Origin of the sequence: Alloyangia pacifica (genome assembly GCF_003111685.1) — a bacterium.
In the GTDB taxonomy this organism is placed as follows: Bacteria; Pseudomonadota; Alphaproteobacteria; order Rhodobacterales; family Rhodobacteraceae; genus Salipiger; species Salipiger pacificus_A.
In genome coordinates this window covers 1030674-1043831 of record NZ_CP022190.1, presented here as the reverse complement: position 1 = coordinate 1043831, position 13158 = coordinate 1030674, and the positions used below count along the sequence as shown (strand labels likewise).

The following is a 13158-nucleotide window of genomic DNA, read 5'->3' as shown; positions in this document are numbered from 1 at the left end:
CGCGCTCAGCGCAGGTAGCTCATCGGGTCAACGCTGTCGAAGCCCTTGCGGACCTCGAAGTGCAGGAAGGCCGGGTCGGCGGCGCGCACCGAGCCGATGGTCTGGCCGCGGCTTACTGCGTCGCCCTTCTTGACCTGCAGGCCGTCAAGATGAGTGTAGATCGACAACAGCTCGTCAGGGTGGCGGATGACCACGATCTGCACGTTGTCGGTGTTGCGGGTGATCGCCGCAACCGTGCCGCTGGCGGCGGCCTTCACGGCGCTGCCTGCAGGGGCCGAGATGTCGATCCCCTCGTTCTTGCCCTTGGAGTATTCGCGCACGATCGAGCCGTTCACCGGCATGGCCATGAGCGCGTTCGACGTGGCCTGACCGATGTCGGCCACCGGCTTGGCGGCGGCGGTGGTCTTGGCGGCGGAGACCTGCGCGGTTCGTGACGGCTCATCCTGCGGCAGCGGTTGCGCCGCGGAGGGCGGCTGCGGGGTCGGCGAGCCGGTGCCGGGCGCCACGGTCACCGCCTCGGCGCGGGTGGCGCGCTGCTCGACCACGGGGATCAGCAGGTACTGGCCTTCACGCAGGGTGAAATTGGCATCGAGCCCGTTCCATTCGGCCAGCGACTTCGGGGTCACGCCGTAAAGCCGCGCCACGGTATAGGCGGTCTCGCCGCGCTGCACCTTGTGGCGGATCGGCTCGACGCCGCCGGTCTGCGCGACGGCACTGGGCGCGCGGCTCTGACCGCTGGTCTGGGCCGGGGCGAGCGTGGTGGTGGTCACTTCCGAGGTGCGCGCGGTGGCCGGGGCGTTGTTGATCGCATTGCCGGCGAGCGTGGTGATGTCCACCGCGCCGGTCGGCACAGCCACCCCGACGCGGCTCGGCAGCGCGATGATCTCGTCTGGCCGAAGCGGATCGTTTGGCTGCATGCCGTTGTAGCGAGCGACCTCTCCGGCGGGCAGGCCAACGCGGTTCGCCACGTCCGCCACGGTGTCGCCGGTTCGGGCGACGGCCACCTGGTAAGTCGGGTAGGACAGCACGCCGCGCGCATCGGGCACGGGCCGGTCGGCGGTGCTGGCCGAGAGCGCGGCCTGAGATGTGTCGAGCGAGCCGCCCATGCGGCCGCGCATGTCGTAGTCGATCGGGCCGGCACAGGCCGCCAGCAGGGCGGCCGCGGCCAGCGGCCCGGCGATGCGGGTGGCGGATGTGCGGAATGCGTCGTCCATCTGTCTCGATCCTCACCTGCGCCCCTTGTCCCGGGACGTCATGTCAATTGCCGCCTGCGGGGGTCAGCTTTCCTTGGCCAGACCTTCCACAAGCGGCACGAAGCGCACGGGGCGCAGCTCGTCATAGTCAAAGCCCTGTTCCGTGCGGGTGACCCGGATGAGGTGCTGCACGGTGTCGGACTGCCCCACGGGCAGGACCATGATACCGCCAATCCGCAGCTGGGCCAAGAGCGGGCCGGGCGGGTCTTCTGCCGCGGCGGTCACCAGAATGCGATCAAAGGGCGCCTGGTCGGGAAGGCCAAAGCTGCCATCGGCAGTGAAGGCGGTGATATTCGAAAGATCGAGGGTGTCAAACACCTTGCGGGCCTCGACCACGAGACGGCGGTGACGGTCCACCGTATAGACCCGCCGCGCCAACTGGCTGAGGATTGCCGCCTGATAGCCCGAGCCGGTGCCCACCTCGAGCACCTTGTCGCGGTTCGACACGTTCAGCGCCTGGGTCATCAGCCCGACCACCGAGGGCTGCGAGATGGTCTGCCCGCAGGGGATCGGCAGCGGCATGTCCTCATAGGCGCGGTCGGTGAAATAGCCTTTCACGAAGAGCCCGCGGTCGATCTTCTCCATCGCCTCGAGCACGAGGCTGTCGGTCACCCCGCGCGAGCGCAAGGCGAAAAGAAGCTGCATCTTGGCGTCGGCGTCGAAACTCATGTGAAGGCCCCTTCAAGGGCGGCCAGCGCGGCATGGTCGGTCAGGTCGGCGCGCATCGGGGTAACCGAGATGTAGCTCTCGAGGTTCGCCGCCGCATCGGTGCCCGCGGGCGCGGGCCGTCGCTGGTCGCCGCCCCGGATCCACAGGAAGCGCCGGCCCGAGGGCGAGAGGTGCGGCTCGACCGAGTAGTTGGTCTCGGCCCGGCGGCCCTGCGGCACGACGCGGGTGCCCTTGACCTCCTCCGCGGGGCAGGGCGGGAAGTTTACGTTCCAGAACAGCCGATAGTCGCCATCGCTCTCGGTGCCCGCTGCGAGGATGCGACGGATCACCTCGGCGCCATGGGCGGCGGCGGTCTCGAAGGGGTTCGTCAGGTCGCGGGTGCGCGGCCCGAGGTACTGCGACAGCGCAATCGACGGCAGCCCCTGCAGCGCGCCTTCCATGGCGCCGCCGAGTGTGCCGGAATAGAGCGCGTTCTCGGCCGAGTTGTTGCCCCGGTTCACGCCGGAGAGCACGAGGTCGGGCGGGCAGTCCTTCATCACGTCATGCAGGCCGGCCAGAACGCAGTCGGCGGGGCTGCCCTCGGCGGCCCAGCGGCGTGGTCCCATCTCGGCGATCATCATTGGGTGGGTGTAGCTGATGCAATGGGCCACCCCCGATTGCTCGAAGGCGGGCGCCACTGTCCAGACCTCGCCCTCGGGTCCGGCGAGCTCTTCGGCGATGGCCTGCAGCACCGCCAGCCCCGGGGCGTTGATGCCGTCGTCATTGGTGATGAGAATGCGCATGATGGGATCCCTGTTATGGACCTTCCATAGGCAATGGCCCGCTGTGGAGCAAGGCGCAGCAGGGCAGCAGGGCGCCTCCGGTGCGTTCCGGGGTCGAGGTGTGACTCAGAAGTTGCGGAGGCGCCGCGTCTGCCGCGACACAGCCGTGTGATCACAACCCGCGGCAAAGGCTTCGCAGGGGGCCGGAACATGCTATCGTCCGCCGACATCGCATTATGAGGCGAACCCGATGCCATCGCAGGAACTTGTCATACTCGTGCCGCTGGCGATCAAGTCGGTGATCGGCTCGCTGCGCGGGTGCATCGAACAAGCGGCGGGCGTCTCGCTGCGCCCGGTACATGATCTCAATCCCGCGATTGCCGAGCGTGTCTTCTCGGGCCGCCGTGGCGACATCGGGCTGAGCAATCCGCAATACGTCCGGCAGCTCACCGACGCGGGCTATGTGGATCGTGCCGCGCATCGGGCCTTCGGCAGGGTGCGGCTCGCGGTGGCGCGCCAGCACGGAGCCGGCGGGCCGGTGGTGACCGGAACCGAAGAGATCGTCGCGCTGCTGACGTCGGCGCAGAGCATCGGCTACACCGGGGCGGGCACCAGCGGGCGGACCTTCCTGGGCGTCTTGGGGCGGCTCGGGCTCGTGGCGAACGTGGGGCCGCGCTGCCGGCCCATGGGGGGCGGCGCGCCGGTCCTCGCCGTGGCCGCAGGAGAGATCGAGTTCGCGGTGGTGCCGCTGACGACGATCCTCGGCAGTCCGGGTGTCGAGCCCGCAGCGATCTTTCCCGACGAGCTCGACACGCATATCGACATGTCTGTCTTTGTCACGCGGACAGCGGCGCCCGAGGCGATGGCTGTCCTTGACTTCCTGACCTCGCCGGAGCTCGACGCGCAGCTGGCGGCCAACGGGGTGTCCCGCTTCACGCTGGGCTGAGACCAGTCCGGCGCCGAGCGGTCAGATAAGGTGCAGATCAGCCAGAAGCCGCGACGCCTCGGCGTAGGGCGAGGCGAGCACGGTCTTGTCCTCGCCGGGGTGGAAGACCACGCGGGTGGTGGTGTGCATCGGCCTGGGGCTGACGATGTCGACCTTCGGGCCGGTTTTGCCTGTCTCTGCCTGCCAGCTCCGCGCGAGCGCAATCTGCGCGCCCTTGGTGGTGCCGTAGTGGCCGTAAAACTTCTGACCCGAGTGGTCATCCTCGAAGAAGACGGCACGGCCCTCGGCGCCGAGCAGCGGGGTGATGTAGGGGATCAGCACGCCTGTCGCGGTCAGGTTGGTCGCGATCGACTTCGCCCAGTCCTTCTGGTCAAGGTGGTTGGCCGGGGCCAGCGGCGCCGCATGTACAGCGGTGTGCAGCCAGAGCGCAATTCCGCCCCAGCGATCCCAGACCGAACGGCAGAGCTGCGCCATGGCCTCGGGCTTGGTGATGTCCATGGGGGCGAGCGTCGCCGCCCCGCCCTTGGCCTTGATGCGGTCGTCGAGATCCTCGAGCCCGCCGACGGTGCGGCCGACGGCGACGATGTGGTATTCCGGTGCGAGCGCTTCGGCGAGGGCAAAGCCCAGCCCGCGCGAGGCTCCGGTGACAAGGGCGATCTTTTCACTCATGGCACGCCGTCTCGCCCGGACACGGACGAATGTCAATTCGCTCGAAATGCCGCAGGCCGCGCCTGCCGCCCGCCGTGTCCTGCGGGTGTCAGGGCAGCTTGATCCACTCGGCGGAGCCACCCTTGGAAAGGGCAATGCGGTCCTCGTCGATGGCAACGATCTTCTGGCGGCCGATCTGCGTGCCGACGCCGACGGTCATCACCCGGCCATCGGGAAGCCGCACCAGAGCGCGGGGATCGCGGTTCGAGCCGCGCACGCCTAGCAAGGCGATGCCGCGCGGCAAAGGCGCCTGCGTGGTGGCGCTGGCGGCAACCTTCGGGGGGGTGGAATTTGCCATGGCCTGCTCTCCTTGGTCTGGTTGCGGCGGATTGCAGCCAGATAAAGAAGGGGCGTGGGCATAAAAAGGGGGACGCGTGGTCACGTCCCCGTGCGGGCCGCAACGGAACATTGGAGGCGGCGGAAAGCGGCGCGCGCCTCGGCGAGGAGGCGCGCAGCCGATGCGTTACTCTGCCGCAGTCTTGAGCTTGAAGCCCTTCTCGATCATGTCCGCCGGCTCGACCGGGTACTCGCCCGAGAAGCAGGCGTCGCAATACTGCGGGCACTTGTTGTTGCGGCCCTCTTCGCTCGCCCCGACGGCGCGGTAAAGACCGTCGAGCGAGATGAACTTGAGGCTGTCGACGCCGAGGTGCTCGCGCATCTCGTCTTCGGACATCGTCGCGGCCAGCAGCTTTTCGCGCTGCGGTGTGTCGACGCCGTAGAAGCACGGCCAGGCGGTGGGCGGCGAGGCGATGCGGAAGTGCACCTCAGCGGCGCCGGCATCAAGGATCATCTCCTTGATCTTGCGCGAGGTGGTGCCGCGCACGACCGAGTCGTCCACCAAGATAACCCGCTTGCCACGGATCAGCGCGCGGTTGACGTTGAGCTTGAGGCGCACGCCCATGTTGCGGATCTGCTCGGTCGGCTCGATGAAGGTCCGGCCCATGTACTGGTTGCGGATGATCCCCATGCCATAGGGAATGCCGCTTTCATGGGCATAACCGATCGCCGCGGGGGTGCCGCTGTCGGGCACCGGGCAGACGAGGTCGGCCTCAACCGGCGCCTCTCGAGCCAGCTCGACGCCAATCTGCCGGCGGGTCTCGTAGACCGAGCGGCCGCCGATGATCGAGTCGGGCCGCGAGAAGTACACGTGCTCGAAGATGCAGAACTTCGAGGGCTGGGCGCGGAACGGACGGCGGCTCTCGACCTTGCCCCCCGAGATGACGACCATCTCGCCGGGCTCGATCTCGCGCACGAACTCTGCGCCGATGATGTCGAGCGCGCAGGTTTCCGAGCTCAGCACGTAGCCGTCGTCGGCCAGCTTGCCGAGCACCAGCGGGCGCACGCCCAGCGGGTCGCGCACGCCGATCAGCTTGGTGCGGGTCATGGCGACCACCGAGAAGGCACCCTCGACCCGGCGCAGCGCGTCTTCCATGCGGGCCGGGATGTCCCGCTGCAGCGAGCGGGCCATCAGGTGGATGATGCACTCGCTGTCCGAGGAGCTCTGGAAGATCGAGCCGCGCTCGATCAGCTCGCGGCGCAGCGCGTCGGCATTGGTGATGTTGCCGTTGTGTGCGATGGCGGCACCGCCCATCGAGAACTCGCCAAAGAACGGCTGCACGTCGCGGATCGCCGCGCCTTTCGAGCCGGCGGTCGAGTAGCGCACATGGCCGATGGCAAGCTCGCCGGGCAGGGTTTCCATGAGCGAGGCGCGGGTGAAGTTGTCGCGCACGTAGCCGAAGCGGCGGGCCGAGTTGAACCCGTACTCGGGGTGGTAGGAGACGATCCCGCCGGCTTCCTGTCCCCGGTGCTGCAGCGCGTGCAGGCCGAGGGCGACGAAATTCGCCGCGTCGGTCACCCCATTGACCCCGAACACGCCGCACTCTTCGTGCAGCTTGTCGGCATCGACGGAGTCGAAATCAAAGGGATGGGCGGGGGGCATCTGGCGATCGGACAAGGGCGGCTCCGAATCCATAGGGCTGGGGACAGCCCCCTCATACTGGCATGAGGGGCGCGTGTCACGGAAGCTTCGCATATGGACGCCGCGGCGCGGCGTGGCAAGGCATGCGCTAACACGTCTGCGGGATTTCGTGATCTTTGTGCGGGTGCCTGCGGCAGGCTGGCAACGAAAGAGCCGCGCCCTAAAGCGCGGCTCAATGTCCGGTCAATGGTCCTGCGGCTCAGGCGTCGCTGGCGCCCGGCGCTTCGCAGACGCCCACGAGCTGCTCGTATTGCGCGGTGATCCAGCCGAGCGCGGCCTCTGGATTCTGCGCCTCGATTTTGCTGGTGAACTGGGCGAAGACCGCCGCCGAGCGCGAATCGTCGACCATGGGGATATCCTGCGCGGTGATCACCGTCTCGTAGACGAAGAAGGCGATCGCCACGAGCAGCACGCCGCGCGCCACGCCGAAGAGAAACCCGAGCCCCTGATCGAGCCCACCGAGCGCCGAGCGCTGCACCAGGCTGGAAAAGACCGGGGTGAAGAGCGAGACGACGACCAGCGCCAGCGCAAAGACCGCGGCGAAGGCGGCGATGATCGACAGCTCGCAGCTGTCGGCGAGGAAGTCGCCGAGCACCGGGATTTCCTTGACCAGCGGCTGCACCTGCGGCGCGAAGATAAAGGCAAGGATCGCCGCGACGATCCAGCCCAGGATGGCCAGCGATTCGCGCACCAGCCCGCGCGAATAGGCGAGCAGTGCCGACAGCACGATGACGAGCGCGACGACCCCGTCGATGATAGTGAATCCGTCCATGCGCTTCGCGCCCCTCGTCTGATCCGATTGATCGATGCCGGGCCTTAGCCGGCGCCGAACATCTCTCCCACCAGAGTGACCAGATCGGGCATCTGGCTGAGCGACATGCCGCTTTTGCCCGTGGCCTTTCCGCCCCTTGGCAGGATCGCGTTGGAAAAACCAAGTTTTTGCGCCTCTTTCAACCTGTTTTCGGTCTGGCCGACCGGTCTGAGGGCGCCAGAGAGGCTGATTTCGCCGAAAACAACTGTTTCCGGGGGTACGGCAATATCCTCGCGGGCGGAAAGCAGCGCAGCCGCCACGGCCAGATCCGCCGCCGGTTCGTTGATTTTCATGCCGCCCGCGACGTTGAGGTAGACATCGAGTCCCGCAAAGGGGATGCCGCATCGCGCCTCGAGCACGGCGAGGATCATCGCAAGGCGTCCGCCATCCCAGCCAACGACCGAGCGTCGCGGTTGCGACTGCGGCGTTGGGGCGACGAGCGCCTGGAACTCGACCAGCACCGGGCGGGTGCCCTCGATTCCGGAAAAGACCACCGACCCGGGCGCGGGGGTGCCCCGCTCCGACAGGAACAGCGCCGAGGGGTTGAGCACCTCGGCAAGCCCGCCGCCGGTCATCTCGAAAACGCCGATCTCGTCGGCCGGGCCGAAGCGGTTCTTGACCGAGCGCAGGATGCGGAACTGGTGGCCGCGCTCGCCCTCGAAATAGAGCACCGTGTCGACCATGTGCTCGACCACCCGAGGCCCGGCGATCTGCCCGTCCTTGGTGACATGGCCAACCATGATCACCGAGGTGCCGTGGCGCTTGGCGAAGGTGGTCAGCTCATGGGCCGCGGCGCGCACTTGCGCCACCGACCCCGGGGCGCTTGCGACGTTGTCGACCCACATGGTCTGGATCGAGTCGACGATCACCAGCCCCGGCTTCTCGGCCTCGAGCGTGGTGAGGATGTCGCGCAGGTTGGTTTCGGCGGCGAGCTGCACCGCGGCCTCGCCAAGCCCCAGACGCTGAGCGCGCATGCGTACCTGCGCGCGTGCCTCCTCGCCCGAGGCGTAGATCACCTTTTGCCCGGCGCCGGCAAAGGCCGCAGCCGCCTGCAGCAGCAGAGTCGACTTGCCGATGCCGGGATCGCCGCCCACCAGGATGGCCGACCCGGGCACCAGCCCGCCGCCAAGCACGCGGTCGAGTTCCTCGATCTTCGAGGCGGTGCGCGGCGGCGCGGCTTCGGTCGTGGCGAGATCCGACAGCGCCACTTTGCGCCCGCGCGTGGCGCCCAGCGTCTTGCCGCCGGGCCCCTGCGAGAGCGGCACCTCTTCGGTGATGGAGTTCCATTCCCCGCAGGCATCGCAGCGCCCCGACCATTTCGAGGTGGCGTTGCCGCAAGACTGACAGACGAAATTCGCGGAAGCTTTGGCCATGCGCGGGTTCTGCCTGCTTGCGGAGCGCTGTGCAAGCTGGCCAGTTCTTCCACGCGCAAATATCCCGAGGGGGACGGCGGCAAAGCCGCAGAGGAGGCAGTGCCCCCTCCGCCGCGATCAGCCCACGGCGCTCATTCGGCCGCGCGCGGCAGAGGCACGACGCGTTCCTGACGCGGCGCCTCGGTGAACTCGGGGGCGGGCGCGTCCAGGGTGACCGTGGTTTCGGGCAGGATCTCGGGCAGGATATCCTCGAGTTCATCCACCAGCCGGGCAAGCTGCGCCTGCGCGATCGCCTCGTCGAGCTCGAGCCGTTCGTGCCAGCGCCGGATCTCCACCGCGGCCGCCTTGGCCTTTTCGATGCGAATGTTGAAATCCTCGACCTCTTGCTGTCGGGCGACCAGGAAATCCTGCGCCCGCTGCACGTTGCGATCGGAATAGGTGCGGGCGAGATCGCGGGAGACGTGGCTCATCTGCGCCGCCACCTCGAGCACCGAGGGCTCGAGTTCGGCGAGGTCGGGATGGTCACGCAGGTAGGCGAGCCTCTCACGCACCGAGTCGAACTCGGATTGCAGCTTGAAAACCCCCTCGCGGTCGGCGCGGTGCGACATCGTATAGGCGCGGGCAATATCGCGCATTCCAATGTGGAACGACCGGTGCGACCGTTCCAACGCCATCACATGCACGGCGTTCGGCAGGAAGGACACAAGTATCAGGGCAAGTCCGGCCAAGGTGCATTGCACCCAAAGACCGGCATTCTCAATCGGTTGCCCACCAAGGCTGAGGTCAAGTTCGAGCCAGGGCGCAAGCCCGGCAGCCGCAGCGGCGGTCCAGATCAACAGCGCCACCCCGACGGTGGCCACGACAATGAATGCCAGCTTCTGGAGGATATAGTGCAGGGCCAGACCTGCGTCACGAAGTTGGGACACCATGGGGGACTCCCAAGAAAAAGCCAAAGAAAGAACAGTAGAGAAATAGAATAGGGCGAGTGTACCGAAAGGAGAGGGAAATGTTAACTTTAATGACCGGCGCTCAGTCCGTGTGCACAATCGCAGTGGCAGAATTGCAATTGTTGCGAGAAACCCGAGTTATTTAGTCGCCTCTTTTTGGCTTTCGAGCAAACCTATGGCCAGCGACGCCAGGACGCAAAAGGTGAAGAGGTAGAGCCCCCAGCCGATCTCTATCCGGCCTACGCCCATGCCCTTGATCAGTGTGACGTAGACTGCAACAAGAAAGATGTCGGCCATCGCGAGTTTGCCCAGGGCGTTGATCAGTGGCAGCGCGCGGCGGGGCAGCCCCCCGAACTGGACTAGCGCCAGCCCCCCGATCTTCACCAGCGGCGCCACCAGCGCAAAGAGCGCGACAACCAGCGCAAGGAAGATGTCGCTGTGCCAGAGCGTGGTGATCCCCGACAGGACGCTGATGTCCGACAGGCCGAAGAGCGGCAGCAGGCCCGCATGCATCAACGGCGCCCCCCAAGCGAGCGGGTAGAGCACGAAGAGCGCGAGGTTGACGTATTTCAGCATGGGCAGCCTCATGCCGGGGAAGGGGCGTCGCCCCTCGTCACCAGGCGGCGCCTTCACCCCGGCGTATTTGGAAAGAGAAAAAGGGCCGAGTTCAGACGAAGCGTGCCGCCAGCCCCAAGCCGACGAGCGCCGCGATGAGCAAGATATGCAGGATGTCGATCGCGCGGAAGCGTCTGCCGGGCAGCCCCGCGCTGAGCGCCAATGGGACGGAGGCGAGCAGCAGGGCCGGCAGGCCTTGCTGCCAGGTGAGCAGACGGGAGATCGCGGGCAGCAGCGGCAGGGCGGGTAGCCCCTGACTGGCGGCCAGCGTCGGCGCGAAGCTCGCGTAGATGCCGACGCCCGCAAGGCCCAGCGACAGCAGCGCAGCGTGACGCGATGGGCCGCGGGCGAAAAGACCTCGGACAAGCGCCAGCAGAGCCAATACCTCAAGGTAGACGAAGCTCTTGAAGAGGATGAACGCCACGAGCAGCGGGCTCGGCTCGAAGAAGCTCATCTCAGCGCCTCGATCGGGCCAGTCGCGTGCCCATGGATGAACTGTTGGACGTAAGGATCTGCTGTGGCGTCCATTTCTCCGACTGGACCTTCCCAGCGAATCTTGCCCGCATGCAGCATCGCGACGCGATCGGCGATGGCGCGGACCGAGCTCATGTCGTGGGTGATGGTTAGCGCGGTGGCGCCCATCTCGGTGACGATCTCGCGGATCAGTGCGTTGATCACCCCGGCCATGATCGGGTCGAGCCCGGTGGTTGGCTCGTCGAAAAAGATGATCTCGGGCTCGGCGGCGATGGCGCGCGCAAGCCCCACGCGCTTTTGCATGCCGCCCGAAAGCTCGGCGGGCAGGCGGTCAGCAACCTCGGGGCCGAGGCCAACGCGGCGCAGCTTCTCGATCGCGATCTCGCGGGCCTCGCCGCGGGGACGCTTGAGTGGACCGCGCAGCAGGCGGAAGGCGACGTTCTGCCAGACCGGGAGCGAGTCAAAGAGGGCCGCTCCCTGAAACAGCATGCCGAAGCGCGAGAGCAGCGCCTCGCGCTCGCCGCGTGTCGCGTCGTGCCCGTCGATGGTGATGCTGCCGCTGTCGGGGGTGACGAGCCCGAGGATGCACTTCAGCAGCACCGACTTGCCCGTGCCCGAGCCGCCGATGATCACCATCGAACTGCCCTTGGGCACATGCAGGCTGGCGCCGCGCAGCACGGGGGCGCCGTCAAAACTCTTGTGCAGCTCGGTAAGAGTGATCATGCCGAAAAGAACACCCCCGTGAGCAGGAAGTTGGCGGCAAGGATGAGGATCGCCGCTGCCTCGACCGAGGACTTGGTGGCGCGACCCACGCCCTGCGCTCCGCGGCCCGAGTGCATGCCGCAATAGCAGCCCATGAGCGCGGCGATGCCGCCGAAGGCGCACCCCTTCGCCAGCGAGGAGAGCACGTCGAGCGGCTCGAGGAAGTTCAGCGTGTTTGCAAGATAGCCCACTGGATTGAAGCCGAGCGCGCTGGTGGCCACGGCGTAGCCCCCGGCGATGCCGATCACGTCGCCCACCGCCACCAGCAGCGGCACCGTGACGAGCGCGGCCAGCAGGCGCGGCGCGACGAGGTATTTCATCGGGTCGGTCGAGAGGGTGACCAGAGCGTCGATCTGCTCGGTGACCTTCATCGTGGCGATCTCGGCGGCGATCGAGGACGTGACGCGCGCGGCGATCATCAACCCGACCAGCACCGGCCCCAACTCGCGCACCATGCCGATGGCGACGATTTGCGGCACCACCGCCTCGGCATTGAACCGCGCGCCGCCGGAGTAGATCTGCAGCGCCAGCGCGCCGCCCGTAAAAATCGCCGTCATGCCCACCACAGGCAGCGACAGCCAGCCAACGTGCAGCAGCGCCATGCCGAATTCACGCGGGTAAAGCGGCGGGCGGCCGATGTGGCTCAGCGCGGCGAGGGCGAAGAGCGTCAGCCGCCCGGCCGCCCCCAGCGCACGGATCACCGCGGCGCCGAGCGTTCCCAGCGCCGCTGCGGGCGCGGCGACGAGGGTTCGCATCAGGCTCATTCGCCTGCGTAGCTCCGCGCGTAGCGGCCCCCGAGCGAGGTGAGGATCTCGTAGCCGATCGTGTCGATGTGGTTGGCCAGCTGGTCGACGCTCTGGTGCGGGCCGAGCAACTCGAGCGCATCGGGAACGTTGTCGACCGCGGTGACGTCGACGGTGATGAGGTCCATCGAGATGCGGCCAAGCAGCTTGCAGCGGGTCTCGCCGGCCCAGAGATATGTCTTGGGGGCGAGCGCGCGCTGTAGCCCGTCGGCGTAGCCCGCCGAGATCGTCGCGACCTTCATCGGCGAGCGGGCAACGAAGTTGTTGCCGTAGCCCACCGACTCGCCGGTCTTGACCTCGCGGGTCTGGATCACCGGAAGATGCAGAGAGACCACGCGCCGGGCATCGCGGAAGGGCATCGCGCCGTAAAGACCGATGCCGGGGCGGGTGACATCGAAATGGTAGTTCTTGCCCAGCAGGATGCCGCCCGTGGCCGCGAGCGAGCGCGGCGCGTCGAGCCCGTCTGTCATCTCGCAGAAATTGCGCAGCTGGTGGGCGTTCATCCCATGGTTTGGCTCGTCCGCGCAGGCAAGGTGCGACATGATCAGCCGGGGCTTCTGCTTCATCGCCAGCTCGCGCAGTGCGGACCATTCTTCGGCCTCCATGCCGAGCCGGTTCATGCCGCTGTCGAGCTGGATGCCGAAGGGATGGCCGGGCAGCGCCTCGACGTGGCGCAACATCTGGTCGATGGAGTTCAACATCGGCGTCAGCCCGGCGGACTTGATCAACGCAGCATCCCCGGCCATGTGGCCGCCGAAGACGTTGATCTCGGGGCCGTCCCCCAGCGCCTTGCGCACCGCCGCGCCTTCTTCCACCGTGGCAGTGAAGAAGCGGCGCACGCCCTCGCGCCCCAGCATCGGCGCGACGCGATCGGCGCCGAGACCGTAGGAGTTTGCCTTGACGACGGCGCCGGTCTCGCAGTCGGAGAGGGCGTCGAGGGCGCGCCAGTTGGCGCGGATCGCGTCGAGATCGACGGTAAGCTGTGCCTGTGCCATGGCGCGTTGATTGCCGGGCGCGGGCGGGGCGTCAAGAGGGAAAGCGTTGGACCTCGGAGCCGA

General features: G+C 67.3%; 15 protein-coding genes. 1 reads left to right on the top strand and 14 read right to left on the bottom strand.

Annotation, left to right across the window (positions count from 1 at the left end):
* Nucleotides 1-5 precede the first annotated feature (5 nt).
* The 3 genes from CEW88_RS17805 to surE form a co-directional block, all read right to left on the bottom strand.
* A complete protein-coding gene (locus CEW88_RS17805; RefSeq protein ID WP_108969384.1) occupies nucleotides 6-1214 on the bottom strand; it encodes a LysM peptidoglycan-binding domain-containing M23 family metallopeptidase in 1209 nt (402 codons plus the stop codon).
* 63 nt (nucleotides 1215-1277) lie between these two features.
* Nucleotides 1278-1922 (bottom strand): protein-L-isoaspartate(D-aspartate) O-methyltransferase, encoded by a 645-nt coding sequence (locus tag CEW88_RS17800; RefSeq protein ID WP_108969382.1) that lies wholly within the window; start codon nucleotides 1920-1922, stop codon nucleotides 1278-1280.
* Nucleotides 1919-2704 carry a 5'/3'-nucleotidase SurE gene (surE, locus tag CEW88_RS17795; RefSeq protein WP_108969381.1) on the bottom strand — a complete coding sequence of 262 codons (786 nt, stop codon included), beginning with the start codon at nucleotides 2702-2704 and terminating at the stop codon, nucleotides 1919-1921. The genes CEW88_RS17800 and surE overlap by 4 nt, the downstream gene beginning before the upstream one ends.
* A 229-nt stretch (nucleotides 2705-2933) precedes the next feature.
* On the opposite strand from surE, the gene CEW88_RS17790 reads away from it, so the two are divergent.
* Entirely contained in the window at nucleotides 2934-3629 is a 696-nt protein-coding gene (locus CEW88_RS17790) for a molybdate ABC transporter substrate-binding protein (RefSeq protein WP_108969379.1), read from the top strand.
* A gap of 21 nt (nucleotides 3630-3650) precedes the next feature.
* Here CEW88_RS17790 and CEW88_RS17785 read toward each other — a convergent pair whose 3' ends face one another.
* The 11 genes from CEW88_RS17785 to alr all read right to left on the bottom strand — a co-directional run bounded on the left by CEW88_RS17785 (nucleotide 3651) and on the right by alr (nucleotide 13095).
* Nucleotides 3651-4298 (bottom strand): SDR family NAD(P)-dependent oxidoreductase, encoded by a 648-nt coding sequence (locus tag CEW88_RS17785; RefSeq protein ID WP_108969378.1) that lies wholly within the window; start codon nucleotides 4296-4298, stop codon nucleotides 3651-3653.
* A gap of 88 nt (nucleotides 4299-4386) precedes the next feature.
* Nucleotides 4387-4635 carry an amidophosphoribosyltransferase gene (locus tag CEW88_RS17780; protein WP_108969376.1) on the bottom strand — a complete coding sequence of 83 codons (249 nt, stop codon included), beginning with the start codon at nucleotides 4633-4635 and terminating at the stop codon, nucleotides 4387-4389.
* A 165-nt stretch (nucleotides 4636-4800) separates the two neighbouring features.
* Nucleotides 4801-6276 (bottom strand): amidophosphoribosyltransferase, encoded by a 1476-nt coding sequence (gene purF / locus CEW88_RS17775; RefSeq protein WP_108969915.1) that lies wholly within the window; start codon nucleotides 6274-6276, stop codon nucleotides 4801-4803.
* Nucleotides 6277-6514: 238 nt separating this feature from the next.
* The gene (locus tag CEW88_RS17770; RefSeq protein WP_108969374.1) at nucleotides 6515-7087 is read right to left on the bottom strand and encodes a CvpA family protein; all 573 of its coding nucleotides are present in this window, start codon (nucleotides 7085-7087) and stop codon (nucleotides 6515-6517) included.
* A 44-nt stretch (nucleotides 7088-7131) separates the two neighbouring features.
* Nucleotides 7132-8499: a DNA repair protein RadA gene (radA, locus tag CEW88_RS17765; protein ID WP_108969372.1), complete on the bottom strand. Its 1368-nt coding sequence runs from the start codon at nucleotides 8497-8499 to the stop codon at nucleotides 7132-7134.
* A gap of 131 nt (nucleotides 8500-8630) precedes the next feature.
* Nucleotides 8631-9428: a DNA repair protein gene (locus tag CEW88_RS17760; RefSeq protein ID WP_108969371.1), complete on the bottom strand. Its 798-nt coding sequence runs from the start codon at nucleotides 9426-9428 to the stop codon at nucleotides 8631-8633.
* Nucleotides 9429-9584: 156 nt separating this feature from the next.
* On the bottom strand, nucleotides 9585-10022 hold the full coding sequence (locus CEW88_RS17755) for a paraquat-inducible protein A (protein WP_108969369.1): 438 nt from the start codon (nucleotides 10020-10022) through the stop codon (nucleotides 9585-9587).
* 91 nt (nucleotides 10023-10113) lie between these two features.
* Nucleotides 10114-10515 carry a hypothetical protein gene (locus CEW88_RS17750; protein WP_108969368.1) on the bottom strand — a complete coding sequence of 134 codons (402 nt, stop codon included), beginning with the start codon at nucleotides 10513-10515 and terminating at the stop codon, nucleotides 10114-10116.
* A complete protein-coding gene (locus CEW88_RS17745) occupies nucleotides 10512-11258 on the bottom strand; it encodes an ABC transporter ATP-binding protein (protein ID WP_108969366.1) in 747 nt (248 codons plus the stop codon). Before CEW88_RS17745 ends, CEW88_RS17750 begins: the two co-directional genes overlap by 4 nt.
* A complete protein-coding gene (locus CEW88_RS17740) occupies nucleotides 11255-12061 on the bottom strand; it encodes an MlaE family ABC transporter permease (protein ID WP_438839474.1) in 807 nt (268 codons plus the stop codon). Before CEW88_RS17740 ends, CEW88_RS17745 begins: the two co-directional genes overlap by 4 nt.
* Nucleotides 12058-13095, bottom strand: coding sequence for an alanine racemase (gene alr / locus CEW88_RS17735; RefSeq protein WP_108969364.1), 1038 nt, complete (start codon nucleotides 13093-13095; stop codon nucleotides 12058-12060). The genes CEW88_RS17740 and alr overlap by 4 nt, the downstream gene beginning before the upstream one ends.
* Nucleotides 13096-13158 lie beyond the last annotated feature (63 nt).